Below are 22417 nucleotides of genomic sequence, written 5' to 3'. Positions count from 1 at the left end.
AAACAGTCAAATAGCTTGGCCGAGATGGCGGAATTGGTAGACGCACGGGACTCAAAATCCCGCGATGGTGACATCATGGGGGTTCGATTCCCCCTCTCGGCACCAATAGAGGTTTTCAGAAAGTTTCATATCGCATCAAATCCTTTGTAATAATTGAGTTTTTCATGGACTGATTGTATCAGAAGATAGCATATAATCTTTTGACATATCTTCATTTGACGGTATTTTTGATACTATCAACCGAGATACCGTCAAATGCTTACCGATATCACAGTACGTCAAGCTAAAGCAAAAATTCAGCCCTACAAAATAAGTGACAGCAGTGGATTGTATTTACTGGTGAAAACTACGGGTTAATATTGGCGCATGGATTACCGATTTGTGGGGAAACGTAAAACTTTAGCATTCGGTGTTTATCCCGCAGTCTCCCTTATTAATACCAGAAAGAAACGCGATGATGCACGTGAATTGCCCGCAAAGGATATGATCCATCGCTAGGGTCTGCTGACGTTTCACATAGGCAGCCCAGATATCCACACGCCATGGCTACCATACTTTCGTAATTTCTCTTCAATTTATCGTCTCGTGTCGCTACTGCCCGATACTGCTTTAGCCGGGCAAAAGCATTTTCCACCTAATGCCGGTATCTATACAAACCCCAATCCATATCTGCGTTACCCCTCAACGAGTTGCACTTTCTCGGTATCGCAGCCTGTGCCCATTCTTCGTTATCTGATCCCGTATAAATTCGCTATCATAGCCCTTTGTCCGCAACAATCACTTTTGCACGAGACAGTCTAGCAATCAAATCAGCCACTACAGAACAAACATTGACTTCTCCGCCGGTGATTCCAAACTTAACTGGCAAACCATAACCATCAACAACCAAATGGATCTTTGTAGTATTGCCTGCACGGCTTTTACCAATGGCCTGCCCTTCTTGACCTGCTCCTCCGGTGCTATGCTGATGTGCTTTAACATAGCTGCCATCAATAAATTCCCATTCCCAATCCGGATCAACAGCCAACGATCTAAAAATCCTTAACCATTTGCTACTTAACGACCATGCATTGAATCTTTTGTAAATGGAATTCCAGCATCCAAATGCCTCAGACAGATCTCGCTACGAACAACCAACCCGCATTCGATACAGTATACCTTCTACCATCATGCGCAGATTGCGCTTGTTATAAATTGCTTCTTGAAGCAGAATCTTTTCTAGCTTCGACTGGAATTCATCATTGAACATCAATCGGGGCATCGCAAACTCGTTTTGTTGGTGGTGTAAGAGTTCCAATATTACGAGCTTGTTTCTATCTATTAAATACTTATCTTAAAACGTCAACAGACCCTAGCAAAAAAGGAAAAAATATATGAAAGATTTAAAGGAACAATCGGCATGGCTAGAAAAAATAGATATCTCATCTAGAGATAGGTATACCAAGAAACATGGTGGAGTGATATGGAAAATAGCGCATGTTGATTTTCAGAAGAATAATATTGGTTTAGTGTCGACCATTTCGGAAGAACATAAAGAAATTGAAGAATGGAATGGAACAGCAGAGGAATTTCTAGAGCGATTTGCCAAAATCGAATAATATTATCTATCAAGTACATTACATTACGAGGTATTTCCTGGCATGGACGTCATGAGGGAAATTAAAAGCATAAATAAATTCTAAGGTGTCAAAAAATACTGGTTAACTCAATATGCTCAAATGGCTAACTGAAGTGGTCTCCTACAACTGTACAACCTGAGAGTAGAATTAAGCTCTGCTATTGTTAGTTAATCAAGCTCAGGCAGCCCGATGAATTGCTTGATATTAATAATTGGGTGTTTGGTTATCAAGACCTTGATGAAAACGTTCCTGATTGTACCAGCCAAACCACTGAGTCAAACTTTTCCTTACCTCCTTTAAGTCACTAAATGCCCTGGTGTATAAGAGTTCATACTTTACTGTACGCCATAGCCGTTCAACAAAAATATTATCAAGGTAACAACCCGCTCCATCCATGCTGACCTGGACATCGTGATTTTTCAAAACAGCTATCCATGCTTCACTGGTGAACTGAGCACCCTGATCGGTATTGAATATCTGCGGGCAACCGTGGTCTTGAATGGCAGCCTCCAAAGCCTGAACGCAGAAATCGGCATCCATCGTGTTGGATAAGCGCCAGCTCAGCACTTTACGGGAATGCCAGTCCATGATGGCAACCAGATAACCAAAGCCTTTCTCCATTGGCACATAGGTAATATCAGCGGCCCAGACTTGATTGGGCCGGTTTATTATCTTGCCTTTGAGTAGGTAAGGATATATCTTGTGTTGTCTAGCTGGAATACTGGTTCTCGGTTTGGGCGCCGTGCTGATAATACCCAGAGTCTTCATCATGGATGCCGCTTTCTTGCGTCCTATCAGTATTCCCTGACGCAAAAACCACGTGGCGTAGCTGCGTGAACCATATTGTGGTGTTTTTAGGTATTGCTCGTCCATTTTTCGTAGCAAAACCAGCTCAGCATCACTTGCCGGTTGAGGCTGATAATAGTAAGTTGAGCGTGCCAAACCCAGTAAATGGCATTGGCGGATATAACTCAGTTTGTCGTGGCGCTCAATCATCATTTTGCGTTCCGCCGCACTTAATGATCGAGCTTTCTGGCTAAAAAATCGCGTTCCACCGTCAGTCGCCCGATAACACGGTGTAAATTATCTGTGGTTTGTCCGTTCTCTTTGCTTGAACTGTTGCTTCTGGAAAACAACTCAGCTGCTTGTTCAATGAGCTGCCGTTTCCAGCTATTGATCTGTGTGGGATGTATCCCATAACGTGCTGCCAGTTGGGGAATGGTTTCGTCCTCCCGTATCACTGACAGCGCTATTTTTGCCTTGAATTCACTGGAATATTGTGTGCGTTTCTTGCTCATGATTATGATCCTTTATAGTGTCCATAACAGAGCTTAACAACCTGTCCAGTTTTGCGGTACCACTTCAAACCATGAGATAATTTTTATTTCATTTCAGCATTATTTTTTAAGAGGTTTTTTACATTACCAACAAATTCTGTGGATAACTTTGTGAATAACTTCTTTGTTAAGTATCAAACCCAAAGATTTATAAAGGTTTTACTTAGACTGATTAATTATTCAACGACTTAATTAAGATAGGTTTATCATATACTTACATATTTAATGCAAAATAATAATATAGATTCTAAAGAATATTCATAAGCTGTGGATTAAATACAAAGTCAAGGAAATAATAAATTGCAATTGCAAGAGTAAGATTACTTTAATGTTTTCATACCCTTTTAACCAAGGTACTTCTTCTATTCTCAGTGGTGAGAGTGACTAAAGCCCCATTTATTTTTTAGCGAACAAATTTCAAAACATGCTTACCAGCAATTTATCAATTAGGTTAACAAAGATGTATGAGTTTACAGATCAACCAATCTGCATATATCAATTGCTGAACTAACATTGATAAATCAAAAGTATTGCTTGAGTCCCAGCACGCCGATTTAGTTTCATAATTGGTTGCACCTCAAACCAGAAAAAATTTTCTCCAATAGTACGCAATCAAGTGCGCAGAGACCAAATATATTTTAAATATCTTTCTTTATAAATTTACTGCCGATTTAACCGCCAATTCATGGGTGATTATCGTTGATTCTAATGAGCTAGCAATGATTTACCGGGATAGGAAAAAGAATTTTTAAGAATGGTGCATTGTCCTGGGGCGGATGATATCTATATGGCTTTTATATATAGTACTGTTAGCCTAATCTTCAATTACCGCAAACACATAAAATTACGCGCATTTATCGCATTCATACAAAATACTCAACTTTAAAGTTTGACGACGCTCATGAGGTACTTTAAGAGGGCATAAATTCACGGCAGGCATGATTAGTTGATTGCAGCATGTTATCCGACTCCCAATTTCTCAAAGTTTCCCCTACATATCTTTTATTTCATGTATTTTTCATACAGAACACCATATTATTAGCGGCTGAAGTTTACAGCACTAGAAAATTTACGAACTTCTTTCATTCCGACTCCGCATATTCAATTGAGTAATCCCATGCTAACTTATTCTCTATACTCTGGTTTAAATATAAATAAATATCTTTTTTAAAATCTCTAGCCTGTCTGGGAGGAATAGAGAGATAGATGTATTCTTTTTTTTCTGCAAAAATGATGCAGTGCGTATCATCATTATTTGTGCAATCTTTTACTGTAATTTTTAGCTGGAGACCATTCAAAATATATTTTTCTGAGTTATTAACGATGCGCCCCGTCAATTCATAATTATTGTTTCTAGTTTCAAAGGATATGTTTTCCAAAGTTACTTCTGAAGCAGAAATTCTGCTTTTAGATTTATTCTTTTCATATTCCTGATACCCCCAAAGTAAAGCACCTCCCACAATACAAATCAAAACAACTAAACCTGCAAATTTTCTAAAGCGTGCTGATACAACAAGCAAGATTAAAACAATAATCCCGAAAAGCCATTTCATAAAAAGCCCCTAATATAAAGGTTTATTTTGATCCGCCAGGAAAGAGAACTGATTAATGCATCTGAATTTATCATTGGTTCAGAACTTCGCAGGGATCTGGATTGATAATTGATATTTTATGGTGTTGAGCCCACCAAAGAGTATTTGCTTGCAAAAAAGATTACTTACGACAATAATAATTTTCATCAAATTATTAGAACGCCTTGCATACTCCCACACGAGGAAAACCAAAAAACTAGCAATAATAAAAGCTCAGTTTCAAGCACATTCGATTGTCGACATTTCTTCTTAAACCTGTAAAATCAGATAATTCTTCAGTACGCTCTACTTTTATTAATTTCTTAGATTTGTAATTAATTTACGGAAGTATAAATGGGCAATAAAAATTTCTTGCATCCGTACTACAATTAAATCAACTCAACCTTAAAACACATGAATATGCGTCATTTAATAAATGTCACTAAAAATGTCACTAAAAATGTCATGCTAAGCGATCCAAAATTATTGGAAATAAAAAATATAAAATTTTTATTCTCATTGGTATCATCTTTTCCAACCAAAATTTTCGGCTCCTTATTAACCCAAGTTACTCTATGTCTATTAGCCTTAAATTTGACCGGGTGCGCATCCCCAAAACCGATTCCAGTTCCAGACATTAAACCAGTGCCAGTAGCAACACCTCAGGATGAAAGCTTAAAAAAGGAAATTGATCGCTTGGAAAAAATAATTGCAGAAAAAGATCAAATAATTAAGAATCAGCAGATTAAGCAAGATAATCAGGCGCAAACACTGCAAGAAGTCAATAAAGAAGCGGCTCGAGCACAAGTAAAGCTGCATCGATTAGCTACTAAGCCAAGCACTGCTTCCGCATTAGCAGAAACTGAAGTAATCCTAGATCGCCTCAAACAAACTCAGATTCCAGCAACCGATCAAATCCTGCAGATACAAGCACATCATCTTGTTGAAACAGCCTCAGTTCTTTTTGCTCAGGATCAATTTGCTGCAGCCATGAACTACGTTGCACAGGCAAAACAACTGATCGACTTGATTACCCATCCTAATCGCAAGAAATCAACCGATGAAAATAATTCCTTCTTTGAATTTAATACACCGATACAATTGCACACAAAAACGAATGTTAATATGCGCACGGCTCCAAGTGCTAATGCAAAAATAATCAGCACGCTAAAAAAAGATACAAAGGTGTCAGCTAACGCTAGCTTAGGTTCATGGCTACGAGTTCAACTTGATCAGAATCAAGGGTGGATTCTGAGTACAGGACTTGAGGTAAGTAAAAACAACACCCCATAGTATATTAGCTATGTTGCTGCTTTACCTCAGGTATAGGCGTTGAGCAGTGAACTTGATTACGTCCAGAACGCTTTGCTTGGTACAACGCGCTATCAACACGGGATAGTAGCATCGTCAAAGACAAATCTTCTGGTTCACTTTGGATGATCCCGATACTTAGCGTAACTTTCAGCGTTTTATTGAGCGAGCTACAATGTACATTAGCCACTTGCGCTCGTATCCGCTCCGCAGTTTTCACCGCCTCATTTACAGAGGTTTCAGTCAGAATAATAATAAATTCATCCCCCCCATAACGAGCCGCGAAATCGACGTTGCGAATTGATTGTGAAATCTTTTTCGCTATCGCAGCAATAACCTCATCGCCAGCTATGTGTCCAAGGTTGTCGTTTAAAGTTTTAAAATAATCAACATCAATCATCAGTGCAGCAAAAGGGCGTTTGTTTCGCTCATATCGAGCTAGTTGATCGCTAATGATCATATTTAGTTTATTACGGTTATAAAGACCCGTAAGGCTATCGGTTACCGATAACGTTTCCAATAATTGATTTTTCTTCTGCATAGCATCACTTGCAGCGTTTATTTCGACCTGATTCTGCCGCAACTTATCAGTCATCTGATTAAATCTTTGCGTAAGCTGCCCTATTTCATCGTGCTGTGAATTAACTAATTCGACGTTAAGATCACCTTTTACAATTTTCTCTGTTGCGCTAATTAGTTTTTGCAAAGGAGTCACAATGGCATGACTCATACGCAATGCAATGGCTGCTACTACAAGAATCATTATGCCGATCAGACCAGCAAACAAATCACGTTGTTGTTCCCAAGCCGAATAGACAGATTGATAGTTTCTGAGCGCAATTATTGTGATAGAAGGTTTCTCCGACTCATACGCCAGACCGACCACTTTTTCTTGCTGCGGCCCAAGAAAAATCTCGTACTCTCCCGGTTTCTCTTGCAAGCGATTCATCATGCCTGAATCAAACAACTTCGATTCATTTGTGTTAAGAATCTCGGCATCGCTAGCCAGCATTATATTTCCGGCTTTATCTAACAGCAGAACTTCGCCAGGAGGAGACTTAACCTTATCTTTCAAACTTAATTGAATGCTGCGCATATCAAACGTCACGATTAGCGCTCCCAAGATATAATCATCGATCGACAATATAGGCACCGAGACACTTAAGATTGCAGTTGCATAATTCTCATTCCACTCTGGAGAAATTACCACATCCCCCTGAATAGAAGCATCTTCTGGCCAGTCCTGTGACAATGTTACTGAAAACGGTATTGCTACATTACTTGCAACTATTCCGCCTTCTACATCAACTACCGTCAATTCCAATACATCCTCTAAGCGCCTATGCACTGATTTCAAGTAAAGTTCCAGAGCTCCTTGCTGTGCTACAGATATATTTTCCTGAGATTGATTTTCTAAAGATAGTTCCTCAATAAGAATCTTAGAAGTTGAAATAGATGTCGCAAGATCGCGCGCAATTAAAATTTGCTCTTTAATCCATAAATCCGACTCCCGGCCAGCATAATTAGCCAGTGCACGCAATTCACGCGTAACATTCTCGTTGATCATCGTTTCATTTTGCTGAAACGACAATATACCCAACCCCACAGCTGGTATCAGTGTAGCTAGAATAGAGAAAACAATAATTTTGCTTTTAATATTCAAATTCAGCCTTGATCAGATCATAAGTTATATCGTACGAAGCGCTACGGGTTGTTTATCCGGATAATTGCTGATTTGATAGCCCTGCCACAATCGACCTGCGATAAAAGATGCGATTGCGTTGGCTTGCTGCTGTAAATTCGAATTACCCAGCTCCTCAGTCGTTTGCCGAAAAATTTGAAGCCAGCGTTCAAATAATTCGGCAGTAAGTTCCGGCAGTGCAATATGCTTGGGCATCGGTGCTCCACGAAATCTGCTAGTTCCGCGTAATTGCGCTGACCAGAAATTAGTCATTTGTACAAAATGCGCATCCCAATCAATTACATGCGCCTCAAAGATAGGACCTAGCGCGGGATCTTTTCTGGCTTTCGCATAAAAAGTATGCACTAATTGTGCTACATCTTCTTCAGTATATAAGCTGGGATTAGGCATGGGAAAATGCGTTTGATTCATAATTTTATTGATTACCTCACTAAAGTTATTGATTAAAGTTAACTAAGGATAGTTTTACAACAGGATTTTCAAACTTGAATCGAATCTATTGTCGTGGCAAATTAATTCATACTACTGATCTAAATTTTCTTTGTATCGCAAAGCGATGCAAAGAGAAACATCAAAAATCCATTGCCACAATTTTGCCAAGCTTGTTGCGATTACTCAAATCCGACTAAATTTATCCGGAAAAATTTTACCAAGTTACTGAAAATAAAATTTTTAAATATTTTTTACTGAAACGAATAAGTCTATCTTTCGTTGCCTGGAATGTCCAACTTGAAATCACTCAGAATTATCCAGAATAGCAAGACAGTAGTATGATCATCTAATCTCCTAAGAAATCCCAACTACTATGAAAAACTTACGCGGAAGAACACTACTTACAAATCCAGCTCATACCAAGTCAACTGGATTCACACATGCAGAACGTGAACTATACGGATTGCGAGGATTGCTCCCTTACAATGTTGCAAGCATTGACAGACAAATAGAGCGCGTGCTCGGCAGCCTGCGTCGCAAAAATAGCGCAATAGAAAAATATATATTTTTAAACGCCTTGCTGGAACGCAATCAGCGACTTTTTTATCGCACCATGATTAATCATATCGAAGAGATTATGCCATTAGTCTATACCCCGACCGTTGGAGAAGCTTGCAGTGAATTTGCGCATATTTACAGAAGTGCACAAGGATTCTATATTTCTCCTGAAGACCGTGGTGAAATTGCCACCATCCTAAAAAACTGGCCTGAAGAAGATATTCAAGTCATTGTTGTGACCGATGGAGAACGTATTTTAGGCTTGGGAGATTTAGGCGCCAATGGCATGGGCATCTCCATCGGCAAAGTAGCCCTGTATGTTGCATGTGCCGGAATCCATCCAGCGCAATGTATGCCCGTCATGCTCGACGTAGGCACCAACAATATACCTTTGCGAGAAGACCCACTTTATCTAGGTTACCCCTACCCACGCATTAACGATAATGCCTACCGTGCATTAGTAGATGAATTTATTAAAGCAGTGCAATTGCGTTACCCGAGTGCATTGATACAGTTTGAAGATTTCTCGTCGCCTCATGCATTTGAATTTTTAGATCGCTATGCTCCGAAAGTACGTTGTTTTAACGACGATATACAGGGAACCGCCGCAGTTACCCTAGCGGGCATCTATACCTCATGCCGTATCACCAAGAAAAAATTCACTGACCTGAATATCATGTTCTTGGGTACGGGGTCTGCAGCAAGCGGAACTGCGGAACTGATGGTAAATGCATTTCTTGCCGCTGGATTAAGTCAATCGCAAGCACAGAAAAGACTTTGGTTCATCGACAGAAAAGGGCTTGTAACCTCGCACAACAATAATATTAAGCCACGCATCCAACCCTTTGCACACGATCATGCTGCTTGCAGTTTTGTTGATGCCATCAGTACAATCAAGCCGGATGTGCTGATTGGCGCTACCGGGGTAGCTGGAACATTTACTGAGACCATTGTGCGTGCAATGTCTACAGTCAATGAACGCCCTGTTATTATAGCCTTATCTAATCCAACCTCACATACGGAATGTACGGCTGAGCAAGCCTATCATTGGAGTAATGGACAAGTTATTTTTGCTAGTGGCAGCCCATTCGACGTCGTAACGTTCAAGGGTCAGTTATTTAAGCCTGCGCAAGGTAATAATGCCTATATCTTTCCAGGCATAGGCCTTGGTATTTATGTCAGTGCCGCCCGACTAGTAACGCAAAGTATGTTTCTGGCAGCCGCAGAAGTACTGGCAAGCATTGTTTCAGAACAAGAAATCCACAGTGGCGCAGTTTATCCTTCTCTAACTCGAGTGCGTGAAGTATCTCACGCCATCGCTGTCGTTGTCTGCCAAGTAGCAATCCAAGAGAAACTAACCAATTTGAGTTTGCCGGAGGATCTTAGTGGCTACATTAGGCCATTGATGTATGAACCGAATTACTAGATAACCCGCCTCATTAAAAAACCTATCGGTTCAGGTGAATAAATGGATAACACCATCCAAGCCCACATAATTGATCGAATACGTCGCATGCTGTTTGACAATGGGTTTGGCATGATAAGCAATACTAATTCCAGACTCGGACATCATGTCCAGATCATTTGCGCCATCTCCAATCGCAATGATCTGTTCGCGCTTCAATCCAAGTGTGTCACGCACCTGCTTTAATACTTGCGCCTTTCCTTGTCTGCCAATAATTTCTCCTACCACTTTTCCGGTCAATTTATTATTTTCAATCTCCAGTACATTGGCAGCCGCAAAATCAAGCCCCAGTTTTTCTTTAATCCGTTCGGTGAAAAATGTAAAACCACCAGAGAGCACCATTGTCTTTATGCCAAATCGTTTGGCCTGCTGTAACATTTTCTCGGCACCGGAACTGAGTCTGACACGTTCATCATAGACCTTTTGCAAAGCATCTTGATGCACGCCTCGCAATAACCAAGTTCGGCGTGTCAGGCTTTCTTCAAAGCTTATTTCGCCTTTCATCGTTTGTTGTGTAATAGCTGAAACTTGAGGCTTGATATTTTGCATATCCGCAATTTCGTCTATGGATTCAATTGCCAGTAACGTGGAATCCATGTCCATTACAATTAATTTAATATCGGAAAGCTTTTGCTCAGAGGTTATAAACGCACAATCCAATTCCGAGTGCGAACAATACTCGGGAATATCATTGGACTGCATCGCGTTTGTCAAACGGAATGCTTGACCGGTAATCCGCTCAATTCCATCTGCATGAGATAATTTTGCAACAGACCGTAAATCACTGTTGTTTACGTCCAGTCCTTGGATAATTAGATTCATAAGTAATATAGGCTTGGTCTAGCCAGGACTCCATTCTATAATTCTATTGCGACCCGCATGTTTAGCCGCATAGAGTGCTGAATCTGCAGCCTTAATTAAGTCTTTTGCATCATGAAAATGCGCAGCATTTTCATGATATGAAACGACCCCTATGGAGGCAGTAATCTGAATGATGCTGCTGCTATCAAATTTGTACGAAATTGCGGCAATCGAATCTTTTAGGCGAGCAATTAAGTTCCTTGCGGCAGAAAGCGCCGTTCCCGGAAGAATCAAAGCAAATTCTTCACCACCATAACGACTCAAGGTATCATCTTGGCGAATTTGGTCAAAAACCGTTTTTACTACAGCGGCCAAAAGAGAATCCCCTGCAATATGGCCATAAGTATCATTGACCTGTTTAAAATGATCAAGATCAATGATTGCAACCGTCAAAGGCAAATTATATTGTGTTGCCAGATTAAATTCTCGTCGTAATGTATCGTCAAAATATGTACGATTATAAGCGCCTGTCAATCCATCGCGCTGCGACTTATCTTCCAAGTCCCTCATTCTGGATAGACTGTGGATCATCAACAATTCTTTAGCTTCAGCTAGAATCCCATTGACTTCTGACGAATCATGCAACGTCATTTCAAACAAATCCTCAACAGCACTCAACCCGACTTCCATAATTTTAATAACATCAATGAGTACTTCTGTATCAAATTCTAGCCAGTTTTGTGCCGCTTGATTTAAGGCGACTATTTTATCAGCATCATGAGGGTACAAAAAATAATCCGCCATATAACGAGAAACTGCCAAGCATGCCTGCAAGGTTGGGCCTAAGTTTTTCGGTTCCGGCTGAGCGTGGCTATTAATGCAGGATAAAGCTATGTAATCAGGAAGATGCCATTTTTTGAGCAAGGCATACCCTAATTCATCATGTCCAGCTCCAAATGCCTCACGCTCGTTTTTAAGCAATGTATCATGATCAGTAGTCGATGCAAAAACCTGTCCATATTCTTCCGGCATAATAACCCAAAATGCAAGGATGCCAATTTCCTGAATTAAGCCTGCTAGGAATAAATCATCCAGAAAATTCAACTCAAGCTTTTCCCCAAACGCACGACTAGCTAGCGCTGTAGCTATCGACCTGCGCCAGAAGATATTGCTATTAAAAGCGGAGCCCTGGCTCGACAAAGGACTTTTTATTAGGGAATTCGACAAGGAAAAAGATAGGGCAATAACAATTACGGTATGCGTGCCAAGTATACTGATAGCTTGCCGAATATTTGTCGCAATCCGACGGGATTTATACAATGGCGTGTTAGCAGTACGAAGTAATTTTGCAGAAAGCACCGGATCCATTGAAATATATTGACAAACCGCTCCGATATCGGCATCAGGATCATTCGCCAGTTCAATTATTTTGACAGCGACCGCAGGCAAACTCGGCAACGTTGCACAAAAATTTAATCTTCTTCTCAATACATCATCAATCACTTATCGCCCTTATTGTTATACAATACTTATATACTATTGAGTAACATACTGATTATGCTTTCATTATAATACATAACACAGCATATTGTCTTATTTCCACAAGGATTACCTACTATAACTCTTCAAATTATTCACCATACTTCTTGGCTCTATAATCAGGCGCTTATTTTCCAACCAAAGTATGTGATTAGATTATCGTAGAAATTGTTTTGATTATTTGGAACAAAGCAGTTATAAGACAATCAACTGGATAAATACTAAACTAATGAATTGTTCGAAAGGACATTCTTGATAAAGGAGTTAAACGTGGATTTTGGAATTAAATTTGGAACCCCTGAGAAACAACGAGGCGCCTGTGCTGTGGTTGGAATTTTCGAATCAAGAAAAATGACTGAGTCGGCAAAAGTATTGGACAAAATTACACAAGGACATATTAAAAACATACTTACGTCGGGTGATATCGACGGAAAAGTGAATACTTCCCTGTTACTTCATAATGTTCCGGGTACGCAATTTAAAAGAATTTTATTAATTGGGTTAGGAAAAGAGCAGGAATTTAATGAAAAAATATTCTTAGCGGTGATCAATTCAACGTTAAATGCCTTGCACAAAACAGCGGTGGCTGATGTCATGCTGTTTTTATCTGACTTTCCTAATAAAGTGCGCACAAATGATTGGAAAATCTCTCAAACCGTCATTGCTACAATCAGCAGCATTTACCGATTTGATCAGCTAAAAAGCAAGCCCGAGAACAATCAGAGCAAATTACGCAAGATATTATTTTGCATCGATACTCAAGAAGAACTCATTGCGTGTGAACAGGCCATGCAACAAAGTTTAGCTATTGCTCATGGGATGAATCTTACAAAAGATTTGGGCAATCTTGCTCCGAATATCTGTACCCCCACTTATCTTGCCACGCAAGCCAAAGATCTTGCCAAAACGTATAAGCTCAAGGCATCCATATTAGATGAAAAAGATATGGAAAAGTTAGGTATGGGATCTCTTCTCTCTGTTGCCCGCGGTAGCGAACAACCGGCAAAGCTAATTGTGCTGGAATACTATGGATTGGGTAAAAAAGAACACCCCATTGTTTTAGTTGGTAAAGGAGTGACTTTTGATACCGGTGGCATCTCGCTCAAGCCTGCTGCTGAAATGGATGAAATGAAATTCGACATGAGCGGAGCCGGTAGCGTGTTAGGAACGATGCTTGCAGTTGCCGAATTGAGATTACCGATCAATCTGGTTGCAATCATTCCAGCAACCGAGAATATGCCCAGCGGTAACGCGACAAAGCCTGGAGACGTAGTAACCAGCATGTCCGGCCAGACCATTGAAATTTTAAATACCGACGCAGAGGGACGCCTGATTTTATGCGATGCATTAACCTACGCCGAACGCTACAACCCCAAAATAGTGATTGATATCGCCACCTTGACAGGCGCTTGCGTAATTGCATTAGGCAATCTCACCACCGGCCTGATGAGTAATGATGACAAGCTTGCGCAAGAATTATTAGAAGCCGGAGAACAAGCAGCTGATCGTGCTTGGCAACTGCCTTTATGGGATGAATATCAGGATTTACTAAAAAGCAATTTTGCAGATATCGCTAATATCGGAGGAAGAACTGCAGGAACTATTACGGCTGCTTGCTTCCTATCCCGATTTACCAAGAAATACCGCTGGGCACATCTGGATATTGCAGGAACAGCCTGGAAATCAGGTAAAGATAAAGGAGCAAGCGGCCGACCAGTGCCGTTATTAACACAATTCTTGATTGCACAATCCAGGGCTTCTAGCTAGAGTTCTATCAGTCTAAATTCAATGCATTGATTTTTATGACACATATTATTTTCTACTCGGGATCAAGCAATAAGTTACAAACAACGTGTCGGCTTTGCGCCAAAGCAGTACAGAAAAATATGAAAATATTGATTTACACGCCCGGATCAACATTGCTAGATCAGTTAGATGAATTACTATGGACGTTTTCACCTACCAGCTTTATTCCACATTGCAATATCCTGGACAGTGATCAGTTGGTAGGCGTAACGCCGGTGATTTTAAGTAATCAAATTCAAGTAAGCTCTCCGTTTGATGTGTTGATTAATCTGCATGATCAACCTCCAAATTTATTGGATCAGTTTAAGCGATTAATCGAGATTGCAGGCACTTCTCATGAGGACAAACTGGCAGCACGCGAACGCTACCGTTTTTATAAGAATGCCGGTTATGAGATACAACATTACCATCTAAATGAACAGCTCGATCCACATTAACTGCCGCTTCTTCTATCATGGATGAGAATAAACCTGCAATCGATTTTGATGATGCTGCAATACTGGAGAAATTTCGTAGCTTACTCAACAAATATCAGAGTCAAGGTAAAATCACTCCTGCAATAAGTAACGTCACACTCTCTGCAAGCGCGCAGCATGCCGACAAAACAGCCTCCATGGATGCAGGTACAATACCACTATTGAGTGAAGTGGTGGTACTTCACCCGTCCGTAATTCAACTGCAGCCAGTACGCCTAACACCGATCCAGCTAATACTCGATGCCGCGTTAAGAGATGCCAATATCGAAATGGATACTCTGAATAAAAAGGCGCTGGCAAACGCTTTGGAAGTTCGATTGACCAATCAAATCAAATAACCGTTGCAAATAGTTAGTTATGTCTACCCCACTGCAGTAATAGATATGTCGACCTGCATCTAAATAACCTGCGTCTCTTGTCCTGCACGCGGGCATGGCATCCAGTAGTATAATGGCTATTTTCTTAGCAACACTTACACCCTTAAAATTTCATGGATCTCGAAAAAAGTTTTGACCCTAAGCATATTGAAAATCTTTGGTATTCCGAATGGGAATCAGCCGGATATTTCAAACCTACTGCAACTGAAGATTGCTCCGCCTATTGCATCATGCTGCCACCTCCCAATGTTACGGGCACATTACACATGGGGCATGCATTCCAGCACACCTTAATGGATGCACTAACGCGCTATCACCGCATGCGAGGGCACAGTACTTTATGGCAACCAGGCACTGATCATGCCGGTATTGCCACGCAGATTGTAGTTGAGCGTCAACTGGATCAGCAGAATCTCGATCGACGCCAAATGGGCCGGGAAGCATTTTTAGAACGGATATGGCAATGGAAAGAAGAGTCTGGTTCTACCATCACCCGGCAAATGCGACGTCTGGGTACATCTTGTGACTGGACACGCGAGCGTTTTACCATGGATGACGCATTATCACGCGCTGTCACTGAAGTATTTGTTCGCTTATATTGTGAAGGATTGATTTATCGCGGCAAGCGGCTGGTGAATTGGGATCCTGTTTTGCAAACTGCCGTATCCGATCTGGAAGTCGTCGCAACTGAAGAAAATGGCTCATTGTGGCACATACGCTATCCATTGGAACAAACGGATGGTTCTGGCACAGAACAAACGAGCGCTTTAATTGTCGCCACTACCCGCCCAGAAACCATGCTGGGTGATGTGGCCGTCGCCGTGCATCCCGAGGATCCGCGTTATCAACATCTGGTTGGGCGACACCTCAGACTACCACTATGTGAGCGCACTATTCCAATTATCGCGGACTCTTATGTCGATCTGGAATTTGGTACCGGTTGTGTAAAAATTACTCCCGCTCACGACTTTAATGATTATCTGGTGGGACAGCGACACCATTTGGTGCCCATCAACATTTTTACCTTGGATGCAAAAATCAATGATATGGCTCCAACCGAATATCAAGGCATGGATCGTTTTGAGGCCAGAAAAAAAATCACTGCCGATCTGGATGCGCAAGGTTTTCTGGTTGAGACCAAACCTCACAAGCTGATGGCTCCACGAGGCGATCGCACCAATACCATCATCGAGCCGATGCTGACTGATCAATGGTATGTCGCGATGGAAAGCCTGGCTAAGCGTGGACTAGAAATCGTTGCCAATGGCGAAATTAAGTTTACCCCGGACAACTGGACGCATGTTTACAACCAATGGCTAGAGAACATTCAGGATTGGTGTATTTCACGCCAATTATGGTGGGGGCACCGTATCCCAGCATGGTATGACGAAGATGGCAACGTCACCGTGGCGCATAACCTGGAAGAAGCACAGAAACTTTCCGGCAACTGCAATCTGAAACAAGATGATGATGTGCTGGATACCTGGTTTTCATCAGCGCTCTGGCCATTCTCCACCTTGGGCTGGCCGGATGAAACGCCAGAACTGAAAACGTTCCTGCCGACATCGGTATTGATCACGGGATTTGACATCATTTTCTTCTGGGTAGCGCGCATGGTGATGATGTCGTTACATTTCACCAACCAAGTGCCTTTCAAGGAAGTTTATATCACGGGCCTAATTCGCGATGCTGAAGGTCAGAAAATGAGCAAATCCAAAGGAAACGTACTGGATCCTCTGGATTTGATCGATGGCATTACCCTTCCCGATTTGATCACAAAGCGCACAGCCGGACTGATGAATCCAAAGCAAGCCGAGTCGATTGAAAAAAATACCCGCAAACATTTTCCCGAAGGGATTCAAGCTTTTGGTACCGATGCCTTGCGTTTCACATTTGCCAGCCTGGCTTCGCACGGTCGAGATATTAAATTCGATCTGCAACGCTGTGAAGGATACCGGAACTTCTGCAACAAACTCTGGAATGCAACACGCTTTGTCCTAATGAATTGTGAAGACAAAGATACCGGATTGGATGAAACCTTACCACTCACTTATTCTGCAGCCGATCGATGGATCATCAGTCGACTGCAACAAGCTGAACAAGCAATTGAACTGGCATTTACCCAATATCGCTTTGATCTTTTAGCACGTGAGATCTACGAACTGGTCTGGGATGAGTACTGCGACTGGTATGTTGAGCTGGCTAAAGTACAATTAAACAACCCACAGGATTCGATTCAACGGACAACACGCAGAACATTAGTGCGTGTATTGGAAGCCATGCTGCGGCTGGCACATCCTATCATTCCATTCATTACCGAGGAACTATGGCAAAAAGTCGCTCCGCTTGCAGGAAAACAAGGTGCAAGCATTATGTGCCAGCCATATCCGATTGCTGATACAACCAAAATCAATCAACAATCCATTGAAGAGATTCTGTTACTCAAAGAAATAATCAATGCCTGCCGTAACCTGCGCGGTGAAATGAAACTATCACCCGCACTCAAGGTGCCACTTCTCGCCAGTGGTGATTCACAAACGTTATCAAATTTCTCGCCCTACTTGCTTTCATTAGCTAAATTATCAAATATAGAGATTCAATCAGATGGATTACCTGTGGCAGATGCTCCCGTGGCAATTGTCAGGGATTTTAAATTAATGCTGAAAATCGAGGTAAATGTGGAAGCGGAACGCGAACGCTTATCCAAGGAAATTACCCGCATTCAGGCAGAAGTGTCCAAGGCACAAGCTAAACTTTCCAATCCCAGCTTTGTTAAACAAGCGCCGGCGCAGGTTGTCGAACAAGAAAAAGACCGCCTAGTTACATTTAACAAAAAACTCGATCATCTAACTTTACAGCTGGAAAAACTGAATTAGCTCGTCTACAGAATGTCGAGAATCCGCTGAGATGCGCTGTCAATCAAGTAAGCCATTGGTAGAAAATTTATTGGATTACTTTGCTCTCAAACTCAGTTGCTTGTGACCGTGTTTTTTTATCAGAATAGTTCGTATCTAGCCATTTTTTGTAACTATTATTCATAACGCCACGCCACCAGTCCTCGTTATCGAGATACCACTGAACCGTTTTGTGGATGCCGGTTTCAAATGTCTCCAACGGCTTGTAAGATAGTTGATCCATGATCTTGGTGGCATCAATGGCATATCTGCGATCATGTCCGGGACGGTCAGTGACATAAGTGATTAATTGGGTATGTGGTGCGCCATGAGGGTGGTATTTGTCCATCAACTGACAGACGAGTGTAACAATTTCGATATTCGCCCACTCATTGTTGCCGCCGATATTATAGACCTCACCCACCTTTCCACTCAGGAGAACACGTTCTATACCACGGCAATGATCCTCAACGTAGAGCCAGTCTCGAATCTGTTTACCATCGCCATAAATCGGCAAGGATTTGCCTTCGAGACAGTTGACGATAATTAAAGGGATCAATTTTTCTGGAAAATGATAGGGACCATAGTTATTCGAACAGTTGCTGATGGTGGTATTGAGACCGTAAGTATGGTGGTAACTGCGCACTATGTGATCCGAAGATGCCTTGCTGGCTGCATAGGGTGAATTAGGCAGATATTGATGCTGCTCAGTGAATGCAGGAGCGTCAGGTGTGAGCGTACCATAAACTTCGTCCGTGGATACATGGTGAAAGCGATGGGATGTTTTGCCCCCATCAAGCCATATTTTTTTGGCAGATTTAAGCAATGAATGCGTGCCTTCGATATTGGTTTTAAGAAAGGCGTCTGGCCCTAGAATTGATCGATCCACATGACTTTCTGCAGCAAAGTGCACTAAGGTATCAATCGAAGCATCGTGCAATAATTTTTCTACCAATGCGGTATCAAGGATGTCGCCGTGCACAAAACTGTAAGCCTTGTTGTTTTGTATATTTCTTAAGTTTTGTAAGTTTCCGGCATAGGTAAGCGCATCCAGTACCGTAACCTGGCTGTCAGGATATTTCTGCAACCAATAATGCACGAAGTTGCTGCCAATAAATCCAGCGCCACCCGTCACTAATAAATGCTTAGGTTGATAATTCATTGTTTTTTTTCCATTGGATTAACACTTGTTCTAACCCTTTTCGCCAGTCTGTTTGAGAAATGAGTAATTCTTCTTGAATGCGCGCACATGCCAGCGCTGAGTTCTGTGGACGCTTGGCGGCGGTGGGATATTCAGATGTGCTGATGGGTTTGATAAACGGTTTTTTATTCAGCATGCCTAGCTCAAAAGCCTGTTGGCAGATGGTTTCAGCAAAAGCGTGCCATGTGGTGACAGGGACACCGGTGTAATGATACAGTCCCCAAGTAATAGTCATACTTTGGTGTATTCGATCCACAATTTCCAACAGGACTTCAGCGATATCGCCTGCCCAGGTTGGCGCGCCGGTTTGGTCAGCAACAACACTCAGTTCGTCATGTTCTTTAGCAAGACGCAATATGGTGCGGACAAAATTATTGCCTGTGGCTGAAAATACCCAGGCTGTACGTAGCGTTATGTATTTTTCCAGCGTATTGGCAACAGCAGTTTCACCTTCTAACTTACTCTGGCCATAAGCTCCCTGCGGGTTCGGAGTATCTGTTTCATGATATGGGGCAGACTTTCTTCCATCAAATACGTAGTCGGTGGAAACATGCAATAGCGGTATATCAGCCTTCACACAGGACCTTGCCAGATATAGCGGACCATCACGATTGACGGCAAAGACCGAAGCAATATCAGTCTCAGCGCGGTCGACGGCAGTATAAGCGGCAGCGTTGATAATAATTGTAGGATTTATATGTGCAACAAAGGCCTGAATACTGGATTCATTGGTGATATCCAATTCATTGTAATCGACACCAACGAAGTTATAGCCACGCTCTTTGCTGCGCAAACAAAGTTCTGTACCTAATTGACCTGCTGCACCTATTATTAATACGGTCATAATAGATTTCATTCCCTGGAATTATTCATGTCGCACTGAGATTGGCAACTTCTCTAGTAGTCAAACAAACGAAAACAATGCAGAAGGCGTGCAGCAATTGAGCCCATTATCGGCCGCCTGAGATCGGATTACCGAATGGCCAGAAATTACCTGAAGGGCACACATGGTGATCACATCAATCTGTGGATGGCCGCAGCTGCTTGGAACTTAAAACAATGACTGCTAATCATTTTCTAACTCTTTTTTCCGACAGCTTGCCTGAAATAATTGTTTTCCGATACTTTTTCAGGGCGACTAGATAAACCGCCGACAGTGTACTCTCTTCTTCTGCAACAAAAAACATTGAAATGCTGATTTGTCGCGTCAGATAGCCATAGTCAATCAATCATCTGCACTGGTGTCAGTAAATCCAACACGATTAGTATCCTGTGGCCATGCGCTAAACGGAAATGGGCGCAAGTCAGTATTAAATGACAAATAACTAATTATCTGATGGATATATGCATTTAAGCCTTGACTGAATCCAAGTAATAGGGAATTTGTTTTTCCAGTTATTATCAAAGTAACAAACTGAAAGAAAACGACACAGATAACTAAAGAATTAGATAAGCCGTAGATAAACATAAAGAAAATAACATAAAGGCCACGCTGCCAGAAATCTTTCTTTTGTAATCTTTGCTTGATTTCTTCATCCATTTCACTTTTCCACAATATAGTGTAGATTATTTATCAACGCTCTAAACATAAACAATATATCAGCAGCGATTCTCCCACACGGCTCACACCAAGATACGGAAAGCTACTAGAAGGAAATATTTCAAATTAGATACGAACGGATTTCCAGTAATTGGATCTCCAATAAACTTGGTCAAGCCGTGATATTGTGACACCTTTCTTTTGAGACGCATGTAAGAATTTATTATTCTCCAGATAAATTCCTACGTGATTTGAAGATTTACCAGTTCTGAAGAACACCAAGTCTCCAGCCCTTAAATCATTTCTTCTAACTTCTTGCCCAATTTTTGCTTGCATCCTTGCCGTTCTTGGTAAATTCTTACCGAGTTTTGACTTAAACGTCAAATGTACAAAACCTGAGCAATCTATCCCACGTCGACTCAGTCCACCATATTCATAACGCACACCTTGCCATTCATTATAGTGAGAATAGAGTATTTTTCTCAGGTAACTGGGATCTAGGGGCTTATTGGCAGCAGAACGAGAATCATGCGTGGAAAAAGACCGTTCTTGAATTGATCCACAGCTAACTAAAAAACTGATACCAACAAAAATAATAAGTCGAGAAACAGATCTTTTCATTGATAGTGTACTTTTCACTTTATCCTAAATCAAATACCAGGAAATCAAGCAAGCTAAATACGGTTACGTTGTGACCCCATACTAGATACCTTTGATAGAACACATCTAGCCATATCTTTTAATGAAATAACCTCATTAACTCCACCTGCAGCAATAGCTTCTTTTGGCATCCCAAAAACAACACAGCTCTCCTCATCTTGAGCAAAATTATATGCCCCCGCTCTGTGCATCTCCAACATTCCTACAGCACCATCTTTTCCCATGCCCGTTAGAATTACACCAATAGCATTTTTGCCTGCACAATTTGCTGCTGAACGAAATAGTACATCAACTGAGGGTCGATGTCGACTCACTGGTTCACCATGATTTAATTCAGTCAGATAATTTGCACCACTACGTTTAAGCAATAAGTGCGAATGTCCTGGTGCGATAAAAGCATGGCCTGGCAACACCCTTTCTCCTCCCTGAGCCTCAACAACTGATATCTTGCATAGACTATTCATACGATTAGCAAATGACCTGGTAAATCCTTCCGGCATATGCTGGGCAATAAGTATACCTGGTGAATCAGGCGGCATGCGAATCAAAAATTCTTTAATTGCTTCTGTACCGCCAGTAGAGGCACCTACTATAATTAACTTTTCAGTCGACGAAATACGGTTTGATACAGTTGGCAGCACAACATCTGCATTAACACTTTTTGAAATTGGCAAAGGTATATGTCGCTTGAGCCTAGCTGATTTCGCGATACGGATTTTATCTGCAATTTCGTTACCATATTCTTTTAATCCCGACACTATATCCATTTTAGGCTTAGACACGAAATCGACTGCACCTAATTCAAGTGCTCGGAAAGTTACGTCCGAGCTTTTCTCAGTCAGAGTTGAAACCATAACAACAGGCATAGGCCTCAATCGCATTAATTTCTCTAGAAAATCAATTCCATCCATTTTAGGCATTTCGACATCCAAAGTCAGTACATCTGGATTCATTGCTCGTATCATTTCGCGTGCCGCCAGAGGATCAGCCGCGGCCCCAACGACTTCCATATCCGGTTGACTATTAATGATTTCGCTCAATAACTTACGAATAAGTGCTGAATCATCAACGACTAGAACTGAAATTTTTTTCATAATATGAACTCAAGGAAATTCAAGAAGCAAATTC

The 22417-nt window shown here is 41.5% G+C and carries 20 protein-coding genes, 1 tRNA gene and 2 pseudogenes; 10 read left to right on the top strand and 13 right to left on the bottom strand.

Features of this window, described 5'->3' with window-relative positions:
- Positions 1 to 18 precede the first annotated feature (18 nt).
- Positions 19 to 105: transfer RNA gene (locus Q0C11_RS01590), tRNA-Leu, on the top strand.
- A 261-nt stretch (positions 106 to 366) separates the two neighbouring features.
- On the top strand, positions 367 to 498 hold the full coding sequence (locus tag Q0C11_RS14655) for an Arm DNA-binding domain-containing protein (RefSeq protein ID WP_367273721.1): 132 nt from the start codon (positions 367 to 369) through the stop codon (positions 496 to 498).
- Between the two features lie 28 nt (positions 499 to 526).
- Here Q0C11_RS14655 and Q0C11_RS01585 read toward each other — a convergent pair.
- A pseudogene (locus Q0C11_RS01585) lies at positions 527 to 1261 on the bottom strand (IS5 family transposase); the annotation flags it as partial.
- 112 nt (positions 1262 to 1373) lie between these two features.
- Between Q0C11_RS01585 and Q0C11_RS01580 the strand changes: the two are divergent.
- Positions 1374 to 1598: a hypothetical protein gene (locus tag Q0C11_RS01580; protein ID WP_293005145.1), complete on the top strand. Its 225-nt coding sequence runs from the start codon at positions 1374 to 1376 to the stop codon at positions 1596 to 1598.
- 225 nt (positions 1599 to 1823) lie between these two features.
- Here the strand turns inward: Q0C11_RS01580 and Q0C11_RS01575 are convergent, their stop codons facing one another.
- From Q0C11_RS01575 to Q0C11_RS01565, 3 genes are all read right to left on the bottom strand, one after another.
- Positions 1824 to 2618 carry an IS3 family transposase gene (locus Q0C11_RS01575; RefSeq protein WP_293005144.1) on the bottom strand — a complete coding sequence of 265 codons (795 nt, stop codon included), beginning with the start codon at positions 2616 to 2618 and terminating at the stop codon, positions 1824 to 1826.
- Positions 2619 to 2635: 17 nt separating this feature from the next.
- Entirely contained in the window at positions 2636 to 2917 is a 282-nt protein-coding gene (locus Q0C11_RS01570) for a transposase (protein WP_293005143.1), read from the bottom strand.
- 1121 nt (positions 2918 to 4038) lie between these two features.
- Complete coding sequence (locus Q0C11_RS01565; RefSeq protein ID WP_293005141.1) at positions 4039 to 4509, bottom strand: hypothetical protein; 471 nt, start codon at positions 4507 to 4509, stop codon at positions 4039 to 4041.
- A 438-nt stretch (positions 4510 to 4947) separates the two neighbouring features.
- Here Q0C11_RS01565 and Q0C11_RS01560 point away from each other — a divergent pair, with 438 nt between their 5' ends.
- Positions 4948 to 5820, top strand: coding sequence for an SH3 domain-containing protein (locus tag Q0C11_RS01560; protein WP_293005139.1), 873 nt, complete (start codon positions 4948 to 4950; stop codon positions 5818 to 5820).
- A 4-nt stretch (positions 5821 to 5824) separates the two neighbouring features.
- Here Q0C11_RS01560 and Q0C11_RS01555 read toward each other — a convergent pair whose 3' ends face one another.
- Together Q0C11_RS01555 and Q0C11_RS01550 are read right to left on the bottom strand one after the other, a co-directional pair.
- Positions 5825 to 7501: a diguanylate cyclase gene (locus Q0C11_RS01555; protein WP_293005137.1), complete on the bottom strand. Its 1677-nt coding sequence runs from the start codon at positions 7499 to 7501 to the stop codon at positions 5825 to 5827.
- 24 nt (positions 7502 to 7525) lie between these two features.
- Positions 7526 to 7951, bottom strand: coding sequence for a group III truncated hemoglobin (locus Q0C11_RS01550; RefSeq protein WP_293005135.1), 426 nt, complete (start codon positions 7949 to 7951; stop codon positions 7526 to 7528).
- A 394-nt stretch (positions 7952 to 8345) separates the two neighbouring features.
- Here Q0C11_RS01550 and Q0C11_RS01545 point away from each other — a divergent pair, with 394 nt between their 5' ends.
- Positions 8346 to 9956, top strand: coding sequence for an NAD-dependent malic enzyme (locus Q0C11_RS01545; RefSeq protein WP_293005133.1), 1611 nt, complete (start codon positions 8346 to 8348; stop codon positions 9954 to 9956).
- 30 nt (positions 9957 to 9986) lie between these two features.
- On the opposite strand, the gene serB is transcribed toward Q0C11_RS01545, so the two are convergent.
- A complete protein-coding gene (gene serB / locus Q0C11_RS01540; protein ID WP_293005131.1) occupies positions 9987 to 10817 on the bottom strand; it encodes a phosphoserine phosphatase SerB in 831 nt (276 codons plus the stop codon).
- Positions 10818 to 10835: 18 nt separating this feature from the next.
- Entirely contained in the window at positions 10836 to 12299 is a 1464-nt protein-coding gene (locus tag Q0C11_RS01535) for a GGDEF domain-containing protein (RefSeq protein WP_293005129.1), read from the bottom strand.
- Positions 12300 to 12605: 306 nt separating this feature from the next.
- Here Q0C11_RS01535 and Q0C11_RS01530 point away from each other — a divergent pair, with 306 nt between their 5' ends.
- The 4 genes from Q0C11_RS01530 (at position 12606) to Q0C11_RS01515 (ending at position 17870) form a co-directional block, all read left to right on the top strand.
- Complete coding sequence (locus Q0C11_RS01530; protein ID WP_293005128.1) at positions 12606 to 14102, top strand: leucyl aminopeptidase; 1497 nt, start codon at positions 12606 to 12608, stop codon at positions 14100 to 14102.
- A 35-nt stretch (positions 14103 to 14137) separates the two neighbouring features.
- Positions 14138 to 14578, top strand: a complete 441-nt coding sequence (locus Q0C11_RS01525; RefSeq protein ID WP_293005127.1) for a DNA polymerase III subunit chi — start codon at positions 14138 to 14140, stop codon at positions 14576 to 14578.
- Between the two features lie 17 nt (positions 14579 to 14595).
- The gene (locus Q0C11_RS01520; protein ID WP_293005126.1) at positions 14596 to 14955 is read left to right on the top strand and encodes a hypothetical protein; all 360 of its coding nucleotides are present in this window, start codon (positions 14596 to 14598) and stop codon (positions 14953 to 14955) included.
- Positions 14956 to 15107: 152 nt separating this feature from the next.
- The gene (locus Q0C11_RS01515) at positions 15108 to 17870 is read left to right on the top strand and encodes a valine--tRNA ligase (RefSeq protein WP_293005124.1); all 2763 of its coding nucleotides are present in this window, start codon (positions 15108 to 15110) and stop codon (positions 17868 to 17870) included.
- Positions 17871 to 17937: 67 nt separating this feature from the next.
- Here the strand turns inward: Q0C11_RS01515 and rfbB are convergent, their stop codons facing one another.
- Both rfbB and rfbD read right to left on the bottom strand, forming a co-directional pair.
- Positions 17938 to 19050 (bottom strand): dTDP-glucose 4,6-dehydratase, encoded by a 1113-nt coding sequence (gene rfbB / locus Q0C11_RS01510; protein WP_293005123.1) that lies wholly within the window; start codon positions 19048 to 19050, stop codon positions 17938 to 17940.
- The gene (rfbD, locus tag Q0C11_RS01505) at positions 19034 to 19933 is read right to left on the bottom strand and encodes a dTDP-4-dehydrorhamnose reductase (RefSeq protein WP_293005122.1); all 900 of its coding nucleotides are present in this window, start codon (positions 19931 to 19933) and stop codon (positions 19034 to 19036) included. The genes rfbB and rfbD overlap by 17 nt, the downstream gene beginning before the upstream one ends.
- Positions 19934 to 19999: 66 nt before the next feature.
- Here rfbD and Q0C11_RS01500 point away from each other — a divergent pair.
- A pseudogene (locus Q0C11_RS01500) lies at positions 20000 to 20149 on the top strand (transposase); the annotation flags it as partial.
- 165 nt (positions 20150 to 20314) lie between these two features.
- Here the strand turns inward: Q0C11_RS01500 and Q0C11_RS01495 are convergent.
- The 3 genes from Q0C11_RS01495 to Q0C11_RS01485 all read right to left on the bottom strand — a co-directional run bounded on the left by Q0C11_RS01495 (position 20315) and on the right by Q0C11_RS01485 (position 22383).
- The gene (locus Q0C11_RS01495) at positions 20315 to 20629 is read right to left on the bottom strand and encodes a DUF4389 domain-containing protein (protein WP_293005120.1); all 315 of its coding nucleotides are present in this window, start codon (positions 20627 to 20629) and stop codon (positions 20315 to 20317) included.
- A gap of 126 nt (positions 20630 to 20755) precedes the next feature.
- Positions 20756 to 21250 (bottom strand): NlpC/P60 family protein, encoded by a 495-nt coding sequence (locus tag Q0C11_RS01490; RefSeq protein ID WP_293005119.1) that lies wholly within the window; start codon positions 21248 to 21250, stop codon positions 20756 to 20758.
- A gap of 53 nt (positions 21251 to 21303) precedes the next feature.
- Positions 21304 to 22383, bottom strand: coding sequence for a chemotaxis response regulator protein-glutamate methylesterase (locus Q0C11_RS01485; protein WP_293005117.1), 1080 nt, complete (start codon positions 22381 to 22383; stop codon positions 21304 to 21306).
- Positions 22384 to 22417: the final 34 nt, after the last annotated feature.

Origin of the sequence: Nitrosomonas sp. (assembly GCF_022842015.1) — a bacterium.
Taxonomy (GTDB): Bacteria; Pseudomonadota; Gammaproteobacteria; order Burkholderiales; family Nitrosomonadaceae; genus Nitrosomonas.
This window is presented reverse-complemented; position numbering and strand designations above follow the sequence as displayed.